Here is a 15,670-nt window from a genome sequence, read left to right on the forward strand (position 1 = left end):
ATCAATTCTCTGAAATAAGCCCAAATGCTAGGTTCACCGCTTCGTCCATCGACCTGCCATTGGTAGCGGCTTCCTTAAGCGCTTGTGGATTGGGGAGTACGAGCTGGTTGAGCTCAAACGCTGAAACATTGGTGGCACCGGAGATGCACCGAAAGTAGCGGTCGACTGCGTGCGCGCTTAGCAGCTTTGCCAGCTTTGTCGGCGGTAGCTCTGGCTTGTCGCTCACAGCTTCGAGGATAACGACGTGGTTCTCGCCGATGAATCCCCCATATGAGTCAAAGACACCAGGGGAGACTGCTGCCGCCACCAAGCGCCGAGGTTGGTCGTTCGACGTCACACGTTGCAAGACTACGCTGGGCGACGTGATTACCGACGTATGTTTCCTGTCACCGAGATCCACAAAGCGATGCTCTCCATCGAAGGCTGACGTGTCCTCTAGTCGGACGATTCCTCCTGAGACGATGTCTCGGGACCACATCAGGGGCATGGCGGTGTCCGCTTTGACACGTCGAGCATCTTGAAGGGATTCAAACTTAGGGCGCTTGTCCCGGTTCCACACATACGCCCCGATGCGTATGCGATAGCCGTAGTCCGATAAGCGAGACTGAGAGAGCGCTGCTCTCTTGAGGAGGGTCACGTCCTCGAGAGAACGGGGAATGGGCCACACGGCACCGGCGTTGGGCAGTCTGCATTCGCCAACATTCGTGTACTGGCCAGTAGCTGATACCACCGATACGTTGGCTCTCATTTTCGTGCGGTCCTCTTCAGCGCGGCGACGCAGCACGGTCAATGCGGTCTCTTGTTCGACGTCAATGAAAACGCCCTGTCTGTCACTGACCATGCCTATGTGCTTTACATCAGTGTTGCGGAGAAGGAATTTGCGCAACCGCCCGAAGTACTGCCCGGAGAGGTAGCTGGTCGGTGTGACCAGCGCGGCGTGACCACCAATACGCAGCAAGCGCACGCAGAGAGTTATGAAAAGCGCGTAGAGGTTCGGTTGCGCCTCGATAACGTCGGTGTAAATAGGACGCAACGGTTCCAGCTCTTCGGAAGTCATCTTGCGGTATGGCGGATTGCAGACGACCACGTCGGCAGTCCCGACGACGGGGGCCAAGTGGGTCAGGGAATTTGCCGCATAGACCGAAAACGACGGAACGTAGCCAGTCTCCAGGATTTCCTCGTGTAACGCCATGCAGAGAAAATGCTTGGAAAGCGCACACAATGTCTTGTCCAGGTCGACGCCATAGAGGCGCTTCTCTATGTGCTTAAGCAGCTTTAGGGCCGTGTACCCCTTTGTCTTCAGCGCTGTTCGCATGCGCAGCGCAATTGGGGCTAGAAAGGCCGCGCCCCCGCACGCCGGGTCTATGAAGGACTGGCTTCCGAAATCGACGCCTTGAGCGGCCAGATCATCTAGAAGCCCTTCGGCGAGCGATGTTGGCGTGAAGAACATCGCAAGCCTTTTTCTATGGTCTGCGTCAGCCAATATCGCGTAAGAGGAGCTGAGCCAATATGTGGCATCGAGAAAGCTCATTTGAGCCAGGAGGGCAACGAAAGCGCTGAGCTCTGGCTCCGAAGCAAGGGCCTTAGAAAAAGGCAGAGATGGTTTGGGTAGCTTCGGATACGCTGATTTGCACCACATGCGCAGTAAAGTTCCGACAAGCGTCGGTACGTCACCCCCGCAGCGCTCAGCTGCAGAGCCGAGTGCTCTAATGCGGCGCTTGATTGCCTGCTTCGACAAAGGAACCATCAATCCATCCCTAGACGCGCGTTGCCCTTACCCGCTTCGTCATCTGCCGGCTTATCGGTCATTTGCCCACTCCTAGGCGTCTATCTATTACTGGAAGGATTCTACCGGTCGGTAGATGCTGCTGAAATAATAAGATCGAGGGGTTCAGGCGCTGCGCGGCTGACCGGTCCCTTCAATCCGGGGCTAGCGGACAAGTGAGTCTAAAAAACGACAGTCCGGAAACGACCGTCTACATGACCGCCGAGCCCGAGCAGATTCCCGCCAGCCCGCCCACTACGCAGGCGGTCGCATCGGTTTCATTTCAGAACAGAACGTCCGTCCAACTGATGACGTCCAAATCGCTGGTGAAATTTGTCACAATAGGTGGACATCGCCTTCTTTTTTCCCCGAGTAGTAAGTTCATAGCCGAACAGATCGAAGGGATCGTTGAGATTCTTCAGCGTGGAAATCTTGATGCGAGCGTAACGCCCTGCAAAGCGCGGCTCACGGAGGCTAATTCGTGGACGCGCAATGGGTAGGATGGGCTTTTTCACGCTCGCCCGGCATAGAAGAAGAGCCCTGCCAGGGCAGGCAACAGATATTAGAGGCTACGGGTGCAGAATACCCCTAAGATGGGGGGCCATTAAACTCTAGACTGCAGATCATCAGGGCGGGCGTCGCTTCCGGACGGTGGGCTCGCTATAATCGTTACTTCCTCAGATCTCAAGATTGCTAGATGGGTTGTCGTTGCAGAGAGTGGCGCTTCCAATGAAAGAAAAGATCAGAAAAATTCTGGAAGCGAGACAGCCGATCAAGGCGCGTGAAATCGCACGTGTGCTTGGTGTGACCAATCGTGACGTCAATCGAATTTTGCATGATTGCAAAGAAGATTTTTTGCAGGATGACGCGAGCTATTGGCGACTGAGAGCGCCTGTTGAACTGCGAGTGCAATTTCCTCCCGCTCAGTGGCTTTCTACCCGGCAATTCGAAAGTGCGCTGAGCCAGGTTGAGTCGCCACTGGATTCTGCCTGTTCCAAGGTCATATTCGAATTCGCGCCATCTACGTCTGTCCTGCTGGAAGCGATTGCACGCTTGCTTGCCCTCTGCAATCAACTGATTTACACAGGCAAGTCTGTCATCATTGATTTTAGTGGGTGCAAGGAAACGTCAAAATATCTTAATCGCGTGGGTTTTTATGACCTGCTCGATAAAAAAGTGGAGGTGCTGCCGAGCAGGCCAAAGCGGTCAACCGCAAAGGAGCTGCACGGTGGCAACTCGGGTCTGGTGGAGGTGGCGAAGATCGATTTGCAGCATCGCGACAAAGAGATTCCTCGCCGGCTGCAAGAGAGTCTCGCCCAGCACGTCGCATTCCCGGAGGCCCGGCTTCATACAATTCTGGCAGAGCTGTTCTCCAACATACATGAACATTCAAGCTCGCCTATTCCCGGGTTCGTCGCCCTGCAGCTATACAGGAAAGGCAGCACGCCACACATCAGCACAGTTTTTTCAGATAGCGGGACCGGGATAGCCGGATCGCTTCTCCCGACGCTCGACGCTGCCACACTCGCGAAGTTGGATGCTTCCGGCAAGGATCGAGCCATTGCGCTTGTTGAACTGGTCTTCACTGACGGTCAGCTGAGCCGGCTGGATGATGACGGCCGGGGACTCGGGCTTTTTCGTACGGGCGAATGTACCCAACGCTTCAAAGGCAGCATCACCGTGCGCCAGGATACCTTCGAGGTAACAATCCGGTATACGGGCGATGAACGCCGTATCACAAGCCGGAAAGGGTTGCGTCGGATGAATGGCACACATATTTGCGTGAAGTTCAACTTGACGCAGTGAAGTTCGTCTCATTAAATTACCGGCATGAACCAGAATGCAAAGTGCGTGCGGCTCCGCCTCAGAGATCTCACGGCCTCCGACCGTCCCTATGGGAACGAGGAAGGAAGGGAAGTTTTCCGTGAGCTGACCGCCCTCGCCGACGCTCGCCCAGAACCGACTATTTTCGAGGTCTCCTTCGATGGAATCGTGGGGACCGACGCTTCTTTCGCGCGGGAAAGCGTGATCTCGGCAGCGAAGCTCTACCGCGGGCATCACTCGTTTTGCCTCTCCAATCTGGATAACCGTGATGTGGTCGACAACTGGCGCTACGCCGCGCACGCCAAGGATCAGCCACTGGTCATCTGGCATCCTGACGGCCGGTTTGAAGTCATCGGACCTGCCATGACGGCGGCTGCTAGCGATCTGCTCACATATGTTCTGCGATCTGGCGAAGTTGGGACAGGCCAAGTGGCGGCGGACCTCGGCATCTCAGTACCTAACGCCAGCACGCGTCTCAAGAAGTTAGTAAGTGATGGCTATCTCTTGCGCCGCGAGGATGTGGCCGACAGTGGTGGCGTTGAGTTCACTTATCTTCCTATTCGGTGCACTGCTTAAACTGCTTGCTTTAATCAGAATTCAACGTTAGTATCCGGTTAACTGTTCGAGAAGCCAACTTCCGGCCAGTCTTAAACGGGATCATTTAATCAGATTCTTACCGGTACTAGCTATGCAAAACAAAACGACCCAAGACGACGAACAGCGTCGTCAACGCTTCAAAATCCTGGTGGCCCAGGGAAGCACCACCTTCCAGAGCGTAGAACTGGAAGACCCCGTCCCCCTCGGCCGCCAGATTCTGGCTGCCTGCGGCCTGCGTCCGGAGGGCGACTACACGCTCTTCAACATCCTGCAAGCCGGCGACTTCGAAGACGTCCGCCTGGATGAGCCGGTAGACCTGCGTCGCCCCGGCGCAGAACGCTTCATTGCCTTCAAGTCGGATCGTGACTTCAAGCTGACTCTCAATGGCAGTCAGATCGTGTGGGGCCTTCCCAAAATCTCGGGTACGGATCTCTACGCACTGGCCAAAGCGTCGCAGGACGAAGCCGTGTTCCTGGTCGTGCGTGGTGGCGAAGACGTGCAGATCGAGCCGGAGGATGAGGTTGACCTCACGGCTCCCGGCATCGAGCACTTCGAAGTGGCCCCCCAGCGCCACACCAAGATTGTGATCATCGTGAACGGTCGCGAGAAAGAAGTGCCGACCCGCCATATCACGTTCGAGCAACTGGTCGCGCTGGCCTACCCGGGTGAGCCGCCGCAGCCGAACATCACCTACGACGTCACCTATCGCAAGGTCGCGTCCTTTCCGCACCAAGGGGAACTGGCCGCCGGCGGCTCGGTTGAAGTCAAGAAAGACGGGAGCATCTTCAATGTCGGCCGCACTATTCAATCGTAATCCGGACCTCAAACGCCTGTGGGATGAGGGCTACAAGGTGCGCGTCGAAGGCGGAACGCTGGTGATGCTAGACGTCCCTTACGTTAACGCGAAGCGCGAAGTGAAGATGGGCAAGATCATCTCGCCGCTTTGCCTAGCGGGCGACGTCACGCAGAAGCCGGAACCGCACACGGTGCACTTCGAAGGCGAATTTCCGTGCAATGCACAGGGACGCCCGTTGCAGAGCATCGCGGTCGGAGGGCAAGTGCCGCCAGATCTGCACGCAGTCGGCCCTCACCACTTCTCGACCAAGCCGGATGCAAGCGGGTACTCGGACTACCACCAGAAGATGACCACGTACGCGAACATCATTGCGGGTCCCGCCGGACAGATCGAGCCCGATGCAAGTCCCCGTAAGTTCTGGCAACCGATGGACGACGAGGACAGCATCTTCAACTACGTGGAAAACGCATCTGGTCGCGCGGGCATTGAAGAGCTAACGGTTCGCCTTGCCAGTGATCGCATCGCGATCCTCGGCGTCGGGGGCACCGGCTCCTATGTCCTTGATCTTGTTGCCAAAACGCCCGTTCGCGAGATCAGGCTTATCGATGGCGACGACTTCCTGCAGCACAACGCTTTTCGTGCGCCTGGGGCGCCAACGCTGGACCAACTCCGCGAGGTGCCCAAGAAGGTTGACCATCTTCGCGGCATCTACAGCAACATGCATCGCGGGATTACCGCGCACGCGGTGGAGTTCAGTACAGCAACTCTCGGGCTTCTGGAAGGCGTGACATTCGCATTCCTCTGTATGGATGCGGGTCAAAGCAAGCGGGTGGCGGTCGAGGAACTCGAGAAGCGCGACATCCCGTTCATTGATGTGGGAATGGGACTCGAGTTGACCGACGGTAACCTTGGGGGGATTTTGCGGACCACGCTCAGCACCCCGAACCACCGGGAGTTCGCGCGCAAGAAAATTTCTTTCGAGGAACGTTCGGGCGAGAATATCTACGGTTCTAACATCCAGGTGGCCGACCTGAATGCGATGAACGCTGTGCTTGCCGTGTTCCGGTGGAAGCGGTATCGCGGCTTCTACCGGGATATGGAGGGTGAACTGCACAGTTTGTTCACGACCGACGGAAACATGCTGCTGAATGGTGGTTCCGAATGATGCGGCACTCGGAGCTTGCGCCCCGTTTCATGACCACCATCCCAGGTGAGCTAGAAGGGGGCGTGCTGTACATATCGATGGAGTACGGCACGGTGGTCCATAGCTGCTGTTGTGGCTGTGGCCATGAAGTGGTAACACCACTTACCCCGACAGACTGGTCGCTGACGTTCGACGGCGAGGCGGTCTCGCTCTGGCCTTCCGTTGGAAGCTGGAATCTGCCTTGCCAATCGCACTACGTCATCAAGGGAAACAGGGTGGTGGAAGCTGGACCTTGGAGTCGCAAGATGGTCGAAAAGGAGGTCAAACACGGCAAAGCGGCCAAGGCGAGGTACTACGCTAATCTCAGCAAGTCGTCTGTAGATACTGGCGTTAGCAAAGCGAAACTGGACCCCGGTCAAGAATCGCGAGCAACGGACTTGAGCCCGTGGAAGCGCTTTTGGGCTTGGCTGTCGAAGTAGTTGCTGACGTTCAGAGCGGGATTCCAATCACGCTATGCTCGATGATCAAAGACCGGCTGCGCCAGTGACGTGGCGTAGCCGGTCCCCACAGCGGTAACCTAGCAGGAGTCTTGCCTATTTCATGGGGGCACGCCCCGTCCTTTCGCTACCTAGAAGTCCAAACCGAAATCGCGGTCAAGGAGCCGCATCTTTCCAGTTTCCGTGCTTACGACTACGTCAAGTTTGCGGTGAGCGTACTTGATCGCCTCCGTGGAGTGGACCTCGAGGCTGTCCTCCACATACCGAACCCTGAACTGCTCTCCAATCCCACCCGTCAATAGCGTGGGATCTGCGAACAGGACGACATTTGTCCCGCCCGCCCTTTGAGCAGACGCAAACAGAATTCCGTCAAACGGAGCCTCGTGGACGTGTGCCAGATACTCTGCCATCGTCTGAGTGATCAGGTAGTCTGCCTCTCGCCCCGGCACAACCGGTTTGGCGATCAAGGTGTGCAGCATCTGGAGAAACCGGCCGCGCTCGCGCTGAGTTATATAGTCCGGCTGAAAATAGCTTAGATCTTTTACGCTTTTCGCAGCCTCGAGCCGCGAAAAGTCCAGCACGCGTAGCGGTTGAGTGGTCTCAAGAGCGATCTGAAATATGTCGGTCTTCAAGGCGGGCCGGAGCTCTGCGCGCGCCGTCTCGGGCTCTGTTGCTGCATATAGCACTACAACCCCATCCGCATTCATGCGTCCTGCCCTAGCGACTTCTTTTGGCGGCGGGCCAACCCGCTGTAATGGGGCTGCGAAGGTCGACTCGAGATCGTCAGGTGATCCGCTGATCCTGGCTCGATAGAGTCGAGTACCCTCGGGAAGCTTCCGCACCACGGATCGAGAGCGAGTACCCCGTCGCTCACGGACGTGATCTATGTCTGCAAACAATGAAGCGAAGAGGTCACGGGCCGAAGCGCTGAAAAATCGCCGCGAATACTTGAGTTCTTCAACAGTACGCTCCCACTTCGCGATGTAGCTCTCCACCCCGATTGGCCTGGGAACATAGTAAGTCGTTTCATCCCAAAACGGCCCACCACCGCGAGATGGAAAATAATCGTCTGCCGCGACGACCGCGTCGGCGATCGCATCGTTCGCATCCAGATATTGGCCCAGGACCTCTTGGACAAGATCCTCAATTGTCTCCCCTTGCTGGATCCAGTCACCTCTGTCATCGTCCCCGTGGAACACCTTGTACTGCTCCCCCGGTGCGAAATTTCGGTGCAGGACCGGTTCAAGAAACTCGCCGAGTTTCTCGACCGAGACAGCCAAGTCATCGCTTTCGCCGCATTGGTCGCATTCGACCTTAGAGCCGTTTTGCTCGATGAATAGCCGTACGTGGGGATCATCAATGCAGCTACGACAAATGGCTTGGGTCACTCTCTATGGCTCATTGGATGCGTTGCGCATATTCTATCGCCCCAACGACTTACGGCCACTGATGTCTACGCACCGGATCGCGCGCCTGCGACATGGCTCCATCGTTGCCCTCAGCGCGAGGCCAGGCCCGAAGCCCGCGCCAGCGCTGGGAGCGGGCGAAAAAAAACCAACCGAGAACGGTTGGTTTCCCTACAGTATGGTTATGGTTGCACGTCAGTCGCGGTAATTCCGGAATTTCAGTCTCACAATAGGGCTCGTAGTCTCACTATTTCCGAATTCCTACACTACAAGACTGCTCAAACATCAATATTCCGAGCCACCAACGCATTCGACTCGATGAAGTTACGGCGCGGCTCCACCTCATCGCCCATCAGCGTCGTGAAGATCTGGTCCGCTGCAATCGCGTCTTCGATCTGTACGCGCAGCAGGCGGCGTTGGGTCACGTCGAGGGTGGTTTCGAACAGCTGGTCGGGGTTCATTTCGCCCAGGCCCTTGTAGCGTTGGCGCGTGACGCCGCGTTCGGCTTCGCTCAGCAGCCATTGCATGGCCTGGTGGAAATCCGCCACGGTCTGTTCGCGCATGCGATCGCCTTCGCCGCGCTTGACCTTGGTGCCGTCCGGGATCAGGCCCTGGAACGTCTTGGCGGCGCCGGACAGTGCGGCGTAGTCGGCGCCGTGGACGAAGTCTGCGTCCAAGTGCGACAGTCGCACGTTGCCGTGGTGGCGGCGCGCGATCATCAGGCGGTGCTTGTCGGTCTTCTCGTCGAACTGCGCGTAGACGTCTGCGGTGCCATCGTCGTTGACGGCGGCGCCGAGCAGGGTCTTGGCGTGCATCTCGGCCAGCTTGGCCTTCAGTGCCACGGCCGATGCTTCTGCGGCAGCGGCATTGTCGAGGTCGAGCGTCACGCCGTCGGCGATGGCGCGCAGCGCATCGGTATCGACGATGCGCGACAGACGGCCGATCACGCCTTCGGTCAGCTGGTACTGGCGGGCCAGTTCGCCCAGCGCATCACCGGCGATCTCGCTGCCGTCCGGACGGATCAGCGCGGCCTTTTCCATCGCCAGCTTCAGCAGGTACGCATTCAGCTCGTTGTCGTCCTTGATGTAACGCTCGTCCTTGCCGTGCTTGATCTTGTACAGCGGCGGCTGCGCGATATAGACGTAGCCGCGTTCGATGATGTCAGGCATCTGGCGGTAGAAGAACGTCAGCAGCAGCGTGCGGATGTGCGAACCGTCCACGTCAGCATCGGTCATGATGATGATGCGGTGGTAGCGCAGCTTCTCGAGGTTGTAGTCTTCCTTGCCGATGCCGGTGCCCAGCGCCGTGATCAGCGTCAGCACTTCCTGGCTCGACAGCATCTTGTCGAAGCGCGCGCGTTCCACGTTCAGGATCTTGCCCTTGAGCGGCAGGATCGCCTGGAACTTGCGGTCGCGGCCCTGCTTGGCCGAGCCGCCTGCGGAGTCACCCTCCACCAGGAACAGTTCGGATTGCGCGGGGTCCTTCTCCTGGCAATCGGCCAGCTTGCCCGGCAGGCCCATGCCGTCCATCACGCCCTTGCGGCGCGTCATTTCACGGGCCTTGCGTGCGGCTTCGCGCGCACGGGCCGCGTCGACGATCTTGCTGCAGATGATCTTGGCGTCGTTCGGCGTTTCCAGCAGGAAGTCGGTCAGCGCCTTGCTGACGAGTTCTTCCACCGGCAGGCGTACTTCGGACGAAACCAGCTTGTCCTTGGTCTGCGAGCTGAACTTCGGCTCGGGCACCTTCACGGACAGCACGCAGGCCAGGCCCTCGCGCATGTCGTCGCCGCTGGTTTCCACCTTGGCCTTCTTGGCGATCTCGTTTTCTTCGATGTACTTGTTGATCACGCGCGTCATCGCTGCGCGCAGGCCCGTCAGGTGGGTGCCGCCGTCACGCTGCGGAATGTTGTTCGTGAAGCAGAGCACCTGCTCGTTGTAGCCATCGTTCCACTGCATCGCCACTTCCACCGAGATGCCATCCTTCTCCGCGTTGCCGTAGAAGATGTTCGGGTGCAGCGTGGTCTTGGCGCGATTGATGTACTCGACAAAGCCCTTCACGCCGCCGGCAAACGCGAAATCCTCTTCCTTGCCCGTGCGCTGGTCCACCAGCTTGATGTGCACGCCATTGTTCAGGAACGAGAGTTCGCGGATACGCTTCGAGAGCACTTCATAGTGGAACTCGACGTTCGTGAAGATCTCTTCATCGGCCAGGAAGTGCACTTCGGTGCCGCGCTTGTCGGTGGCGCCGATGATCTTCATCGGCGAGACTTCCACGGGCTGGCCATCCGGACCGTTCACGGTCTCGACAATACGGTTCTGCACCTCGCCCTTGGCGAATTCGATCAGGTTGACCTGGCCGTCGCGCCGCACCGTCAGGCGCAGCCACTTGGACAGTGCGTTCACGCACGACACGCCCACGCCGTGCAGGCCGCCGGACACCTTGTAGCTGTTCTGGTTGAACTTGCCGCCGGCGTGCAGTTCGGTCATGGCGATTTCCGCCGCGCTGCGCTTCGGTTCGTGCTTGTCGTCGAACTTCACGGCCGGCGGGATGCCGCGGCCGTTGTCGACGATCGAGATCGAGTTGTCGCTGTGGATCGTGACGAGGATCTCGGTGCAATAACCCGCCAGGGCCTCGTCGATCGAGTTGTCGAGCACCTCGAATACCAGGTGGTGCAGGCCGGTGCCGTCGGACGTATCGCCGATATACATGCCGGGACGCTTGCGCACCGCTTCCAGGCCTTCCAGGATCTGGATCGAAGAGGCGCCGTAAGTGTTTTCCTGCTGCGGATTCTGCTGGTCGGTCATGTTTTCCTACTCACGATACTAACGACAAAAGCGGATAAAGCCGGACCTGCGCCATGCGGCAGCGGGTGCGGCGAGTCCGCGTTTTGCGGGTTACTTGAAAACGGCAAAAGGGGCGGATCCCGAGGATCCGGCCCCTGATGCGGTGTGTGCCCGATTGTGTATGGATGGCGACTGGGTCTTGGCCATCAAATGCGCATCGGCATCACGACGTACTTGAAGTTGTCGTCTTCCGGCACGGTAATCAGCGCGCTCGAATTGGAGTCGCCGAGGCTGACCTGCACCTGCTCGCTCTTCAGGTTCGCGAGCACATCGAGCAGGTAGGTCACGTTGAAGCCGATATCGAGCGCATCGCCCGAATAATCGAGTTCCAGTTCTTCCTGCGCTTCTTCCTGGTCCGCGTTGGTCGAACTGATCTTGAGCACATGCGTATCGAGGATACAACGCACGCCCTTGAACTTGTCCGTGGTCAGGATCGCCGTGCGCTGCAGCGCCTGCTGCAACTGCACGCGGTCGATCGCGAATGCATTCTTGTAGCCCTTCGGGATCACGCGCTGGAAGTCCGGGAACTTGCCTTCCACGAGCTTGCTGATCAGTTCCACGTTGGCAAACGTGAACTTCACCTGATTCGCGGCCAGTTGTACCTGCACGGGATCGTCGTTGTCTTCGAGCAGGCGCTGCAGTTCGAGAATCGTCTTGCGCGGAATGATGACTTCCTGGCGCGAGCCCACGCCCGCCGCCTCGTTCTCCAGCTCAACGCCGCAGTACGCCAGACGGTGACCGTCAGTGGCCACGGCCATCACCTTCTTGCCATCGACCACGAGCAGCATGCCGTTCAGGTAATAGCGGATGTCCTGCTGCGCCATCGCAAAGTGGACCATCGCCAGCAGATGCTTGAACGTCTTCTGCGGCAGGCTCACGCTCGCGTTGAACTCGGCGGCTTCGGCAACGGTCGGGAATTCCTCGGCGGCCAGCGTCTGCAGTGCGAAGCGGCTCTTGCCCGATTGCACGGACATGCGCTTGTCGTTCAGCGACAGCGCCACGTCGCCATCGGGCATCGCGCGCAGGATGTCGAGCAGCTTGCGCGCGGCAACGGTAGTGGCCACGTCGTCGCTCCCCACGCCGCACTCGGCATGCGTGGTGATCTGGATCTCGATATCGGTGGAGAGGAAGGAAACGTTCGAGCCGGACTTGCGGATCAGCAGGTTGGCCAGGATCGGGAGGGTGTGGCGGCGCTCCACGATGCCGCTCACGATTTGCAGCGGACGCAGCAGGTTGTCTCGCGAGGTTTTGACCAATTGCATTGAAATTATCCTTCGTCGTTTGTCGTCGGCGACCGCGGAATCAGGCGCAGCTCCAGGATCCAAATTCATAAAGGAATCAAGGAGTTAATGCCGCATTGTACCAAGGATAAGCCGCTGCGGTGAAGCGGGCCGAGTCCGGCGGGGCGCCTGGCTGTGCACAAAATGCCACGGTCAGGCGGCTCAATCCGCCAACGCGTCCCGACTCACCGCAAAGCCTTATCTGAGGCCAGTTACCGCAATCCAAGGTTATTCTGGCGCCCGTTTGCCGCCGGACGCGCACCCAGTAGTATGCCAGCCCGGCAAGGCTGGCCCGGAATTCCGGTTCCGGGACGCCGCCGCGCCCGAATACGGCGCGCGACATTGGCCCCCGGTCAGCCCTTGAGCGTCTGCTCCAGCACGTGCAACTCGTGATTGAGTTGCGCGTCCTTGCTACGCTCGTCGGCAATCTTGCGCACGGCGTGCAGCACCGTGGTGTGATCGCGTCCACCGAAGAGTTCGCCGATCTCCGGCAGGCTCTTCTGCGTCAGTTCCTTGGCCAGGTACATGGCGATCTGGCGCGGCCGTGCAATGTTCGCGGGGCGCTTCTTCGAATACATGTCCGCGACCTTGATGTTGTAGAAGTCGGCACAGGTCTTCTGGATATTCTCCACGGAGATCTGGCGGTTCTGCACGGTCAGCAGGTCCTTGAGCGCCTCACGCGTGACATCGATCGTGATGTCCTTGCCGTGGAAGTTCGAGAACGCCAGGATCTTGCGCAGCGCCCCTTCCAGTTCGCGCACGTTCGAGCGCAGATGCTTGGCGACGAAGAACGCCACTTCCTCCGGCACGCTCACGTTCTCGGCGGCAGCCTTCTTCATCAGAATCGCCACGCGCATCTCGAGCTCGGGCGGCTCGATCGCCACCGTCAGGCCCGAATCGAATCGCGAGATCAGGCGATCGTCGATGCCGGTGATTTCCTTCGGATACGTATCGCTGGTGATGATCACCTGCGCGCGATTCGCAATCAGCGCCTCGAACGCATAGAAGAACTCTTCCTGCGTGCGGTTCTTGCCCGAGAAGAACTGGATGTCGTCGATCAGCAGCAGATCCAGCGAGTGGTAATAGCGCTTGAACTCGTCGAACGCTTTTCGCTGATAAGCCTTCACCACGTCGGACACGTACTGTTCCGCATGGATATAGCGGATGCGCGCGCGCGGGTTCTCCATCAGCATGAAATTGCCGATGGCGTGGATCAAGTGGGTCTTGCCCAGGCCGACGCCGCCATAGAGATAGAGCGGGTTGTACGACTTGCCCGGGTTGTTGGCCACCTGGATTGCCGCCGCGCGGGCCAGCTGGTTGGCCTTGCCGGTGACGAAGTTGTCGAACGTCAGGATCGGGTTCAGGCGCGAACGCTCATGGACGGTGTCGTTCGGCTGCGCAGGCACCGTGCCCGGCTGCTGCTGGCCGCGGTACGGACGGCCACTGGCTTCGGCCGGGTCCATCTGGGCCACGTCGATATCGGCGAGGTCATGCGCTGGAGCACCGGCTCCTCCCTGCAGGGGGTTACCGGTTGGCGCGGCCGCCCGGTTCTGCATGCCTGCGGGGTAAGGAGCCTGCCCGCCCTGGGCCGGACCTGGCTGCGGCGCATACTCGTGATAGCCGCCCATCTGCGACGGGGCCTGGCCATAGGGCTGGGTGGGCATGCCACCCGGAGCACCCGTGGGCATGCCGGGATAAGGCGCGGCATTCGCACCCATTCCTGCGTGGCCCGCAGCACTGGCGTCCATGGCTTGCTGAGTATAAGTCGCAGCACGGCCCGACGCAGCGGGATCCAGAACAAAGTGAACGCTAACCTGCGTTTCCCAGTATTCGCACGCAAGCGCGGTGATACGACCCGAAAACTGGCTCTTGACCCAGTCGAGCTTGAAGCGGTTGGGCGCGGCAATCCGCAGCGCATGCGCTTCCTCGTCGAAGGCGACCGGCGCCAACGGCTTGATCCAGGTTTTGAACTGTTGCGGCGTCAGTTCGCGCTCGAGCTGCGCGGCTGCCGCCTGCCAGAAATCTTGCATGTGTTCTTCTAAGTGATCGCGCCACGACTTTCATTGGCACGTCACGGACAAGGCGGCATTCGCGCCACGGGGCTTCCCTCTTTTTTGTGCGCCCTTCGGAGTGTGTACCCACGAAAAGCAAAATGCCGCCCATCGTGCCCGAGGCACGGCAACGGCATTCAAAAACGGTATACGGCAGGTATACCCAAGGCAGGAAGACCCGGGTTGTGCGTGCGCCACGCAGCCCGTGTAGTGTTTGGACCGGGATTGTACCCCCCTGTCCAAGTTATCCACAAAGGATAACCCTGTGGACAACTTGTGAAAAATCAGTGGATTTGTGTGCACAACCTGCGCCGCCACGCCTCGCCCAAGCGGCGCCAACGGCAGATAATCCATCGGAAACAAGGACTTGGATAACATTTGAAGCGCCCCGCAGGAATACGGGAGCCGTCCGTTGTTACCCACCAGGCATTGTGGACAATGGCGCACCGGCGTTTACCCACAGGCATGGAGGCATTGTGGCGGCTTTTTCGGCACCGCCGGTCCCGCGCCTTGACACGCTTTGCGAAAATCGGTTAAATGGCGGGTTCTGCGATGCCGCAGGGGATCACGTATGCGCATCGCCGGGTCTGGCCAGTACCGTCGCATGCAAGCATGTGCGGCCTCAGGCAAGCCGCCCGATCGCGTCAACGCCTTGTCCCATGCGATGAGGTCCAACGGCGGCCGGCAGCAAGACAGAACCAGAATCGTCGGCAAAGCCGCGGCCACCTTACCCCATGGGCGGGCGTCGGCTGTGCGGCAGCCCCATGCGAACCATACGCGGCGGCCAAGGCGAACCGGCATAGGCCGGCGCCCGGAAAGCCCGGATCAACCAGAGAGTGCAACATGAAACGTACCTACCAACCTTCCGTTACCCGCCGCAAGCGTACCCATGGTTTCCGCGTGCGCATGAAGACCCGCGGCGGCCGTGCCGTGATCAACGCACGTCGCGCCAAGGGCCGCAAGCGCCTGGCAATCTGAGGGCCGGGCGACCGGTGGGGGCGATGAGCATTGCGGCGGGCAACTGTCGCGGATGATCTTGCTGCCCCAGCCCGACGCCTCGCTCTCAGGATGGCCAGGAGTGCCGCAGTCCGGTGACTCCGCAGTTTTGACCAGCGTGTCGGACCATGCCTTCCCCAAAGCCGCGAGGCTCACAAAGACGGATGAGTTTTCATCCGTTTTTGCTTTGCGGCCCCGGCGTCGCAGCCCGCACTTCGTGCTGTATGTGCGCGCCAACGGCCTGGAGCAGGGCCGGCTCGGCATCGTCGTCGGCAAGAAGTTCGCGCCGCGCGCCGCCGAGCGCAACCTTGTAAAGCGCATGGTGCGGGAACTGTTTCGCTGCCGGCAGGACCAATTCGCTGGCCGTGACATTTTGTTACGGTTGCAGGCCAAGTTTCCGCGTGCGGACTTTGCCAGCCGAACGGCGATCCGGCGGGTCTGCCTGACCGAACTCAGCGGCTTGCTCGATGT

13 protein-coding genes are annotated in these 15,670 nt (G+C 59.3%); 7 read left to right on the top strand and 6 right to left on the bottom strand.

What is annotated here, in order from left to right; all coding sequences use genetic code 11:
* Position 1: 1 nt before the first annotated feature.
* On the bottom strand, positions 2-1,531 hold the full coding sequence (locus FFS21_RS16490) for an HsdM family class I SAM-dependent methyltransferase (protein ID WP_249359440.1): 1,530 nt from the start codon (positions 1,529-1,531) through the stop codon (positions 2-4).
* Between the two features lie 512 nt (positions 1,532-2,043).
* On the bottom strand, positions 2,044-2,280 hold the full coding sequence (locus tag FFS21_RS16495) for a hypothetical protein (RefSeq protein ID WP_137925859.1): 237 nt from the start codon (positions 2,278-2,280) through the stop codon (positions 2,044-2,046).
* A 214-nt stretch (positions 2,281-2,494) separates the two neighbouring features.
* On the opposite strand from FFS21_RS16495, the gene FFS21_RS16500 reads away from it, so the two are divergent.
* From FFS21_RS16500 to FFS21_RS32275, 5 genes are all read left to right on the top strand, one after another.
* Positions 2,495-3,571 (top strand): ATP-binding protein, encoded by a 1,077-nt coding sequence (locus FFS21_RS16500; RefSeq protein WP_137925860.1) that lies wholly within the window; start codon positions 2,495-2,497, stop codon positions 3,569-3,571.
* Between the two features lie 24 nt (positions 3,572-3,595).
* Positions 3,596-4,165: a MarR family transcriptional regulator gene (locus FFS21_RS16505; protein WP_137925861.1), complete on the top strand. Its 570-nt coding sequence runs from the start codon at positions 3,596-3,598 to the stop codon at positions 4,163-4,165.
* 112 nt (positions 4,166-4,277) lie between these two features.
* Positions 4,278-5,000, top strand: a complete 723-nt coding sequence (locus FFS21_RS16510; RefSeq protein ID WP_137925862.1) for a multiubiquitin domain-containing protein — start codon at positions 4,278-4,280, stop codon at positions 4,998-5,000.
* Complete coding sequence (locus tag FFS21_RS16515) at positions 4,975-6,147, top strand: ThiF family adenylyltransferase (protein ID WP_137925863.1); 1,173 nt, start codon at positions 4,975-4,977, stop codon at positions 6,145-6,147. Before FFS21_RS16510 ends, FFS21_RS16515 begins: the two co-directional genes overlap by 26 nt.
* A gap of 29 nt (positions 6,148-6,176) precedes the next feature.
* A complete protein-coding gene (locus tag FFS21_RS32275) occupies positions 6,177-6,605 on the top strand; it encodes a ubiquitination-like system serine protease family protein (RefSeq protein WP_212745247.1) in 429 nt (142 codons plus the stop codon).
* A 149-nt stretch (positions 6,606-6,754) separates the two neighbouring features.
* Here FFS21_RS32275 and FFS21_RS16525 read toward each other — a convergent pair whose 3' ends face one another.
* The 4 genes from FFS21_RS16525 to dnaA form a co-directional block, all read right to left on the bottom strand.
* On the bottom strand, positions 6,755-8,011 hold the full coding sequence (locus FFS21_RS16525; RefSeq protein ID WP_249359442.1) for an RES family NAD+ phosphorylase: 1,257 nt from the start codon (positions 8,009-8,011) through the stop codon (positions 6,755-6,757).
* Between the two features lie 296 nt (positions 8,012-8,307).
* The gene (gene gyrB / locus FFS21_RS16530; RefSeq protein WP_137925864.1) at positions 8,308-10,833 is read right to left on the bottom strand and encodes a DNA topoisomerase (ATP-hydrolyzing) subunit B; all 2,526 of its coding nucleotides are present in this window, start codon (positions 10,831-10,833) and stop codon (positions 8,308-8,310) included.
* 185 nt (positions 10,834-11,018) lie between these two features.
* Positions 11,019-12,134 (bottom strand): DNA polymerase III subunit beta, encoded by a 1,116-nt coding sequence (gene dnaN, locus FFS21_RS16535; RefSeq protein ID WP_137925865.1) that lies wholly within the window; start codon positions 12,132-12,134, stop codon positions 11,019-11,021.
* A gap of 371 nt (positions 12,135-12,505) precedes the next feature.
* On the bottom strand, positions 12,506-14,182 hold the full coding sequence (dnaA, locus tag FFS21_RS16540) for a chromosomal replication initiator protein DnaA (protein WP_137925866.1): 1,677 nt from the start codon (positions 14,180-14,182) through the stop codon (positions 12,506-12,508).
* 864 nt (positions 14,183-15,046) lie between these two features.
* Between dnaA and rpmH the strand changes: the two genes are divergently transcribed.
* Both rpmH and rnpA read left to right on the top strand, forming a co-directional pair.
* On the top strand, positions 15,047-15,181 hold the full coding sequence (gene rpmH, locus FFS21_RS16545; RefSeq protein WP_008650850.1) for a 50S ribosomal protein L34: 135 nt from the start codon (positions 15,047-15,049) through the stop codon (positions 15,179-15,181).
* 136 nt (positions 15,182-15,317) lie between these two features.
* Positions 15,318-15,670, top strand: a 353-nt coding sequence (rnpA, locus tag FFS21_RS16550) for a ribonuclease P protein component (protein WP_137925874.1), incomplete at its 3' end; no start/stop codon positions are given.

The sequence above is a fragment of the Cupriavidus sp. 2SB genome, from assembly GCF_005503625.1.
Taxonomy (GTDB): Bacteria; Pseudomonadota; Gammaproteobacteria; order Burkholderiales; family Burkholderiaceae; genus Cupriavidus.

Excerpts from the sequence above, each read along its gene's own strand:
- FFS21_RS16490 (WP_249359440.1), bottom strand. The coding sequence starts at position 1,531 with ATGAGCTTTCTCGATGCCACATATTGGCTCAGCTCCTCTTACGCGATA.
- FFS21_RS16500 (WP_137925860.1), top strand. The coding sequence starts at position 2,495 with ATGAAAGAAAAGATCAGAAAAATTCTGGAAGCGAGACAGCCGATCAAG.
- FFS21_RS16505 (WP_137925861.1), top strand. The coding sequence starts at position 3,596 with ATGAACCAGAATGCAAAGTGCGTGCGGCTCCGCCTCAGAGATCTCACG.
- FFS21_RS16510 (WP_137925862.1), top strand. The coding sequence starts at position 4,278 with ATGCAAAACAAAACGACCCAAGACGACGAACAGCGTCGTCAACGCTTC.
- FFS21_RS16515 (WP_137925863.1), top strand. The coding sequence starts at position 4,975 with ATGTCGGCCGCACTATTCAATCGTAATCCGGACCTCAAACGCCTGTGG.
- FFS21_RS32275 (WP_212745247.1), top strand. The coding sequence starts at position 6,177 with ATGACCACCATCCCAGGTGAGCTAGAAGGGGGCGTGCTGTACATATCG.
- gyrB (WP_137925864.1), bottom strand. The coding sequence starts at position 10,833 with ATGACCGACCAGCAGAATCCGCAGCAGGAAAACACTTACGGCGCCTCT.
- dnaN (WP_137925865.1), bottom strand. The coding sequence starts at position 12,134 with ATGCAATTGGTCAAAACCTCGCGAGACAACCTGCTGCGTCCGCTGCAA.
- dnaA (WP_137925866.1), bottom strand. The coding sequence starts at position 14,182 with ATGCAAGATTTCTGGCAGGCGGCAGCCGCGCAGCTCGAGCGCGAACTG.
- rpmH (WP_008650850.1), top strand. The coding sequence starts at position 15,047 with ATGAAACGTACCTACCAACCTTCCGTTACCCGCCGCAAGCGTACCCAT.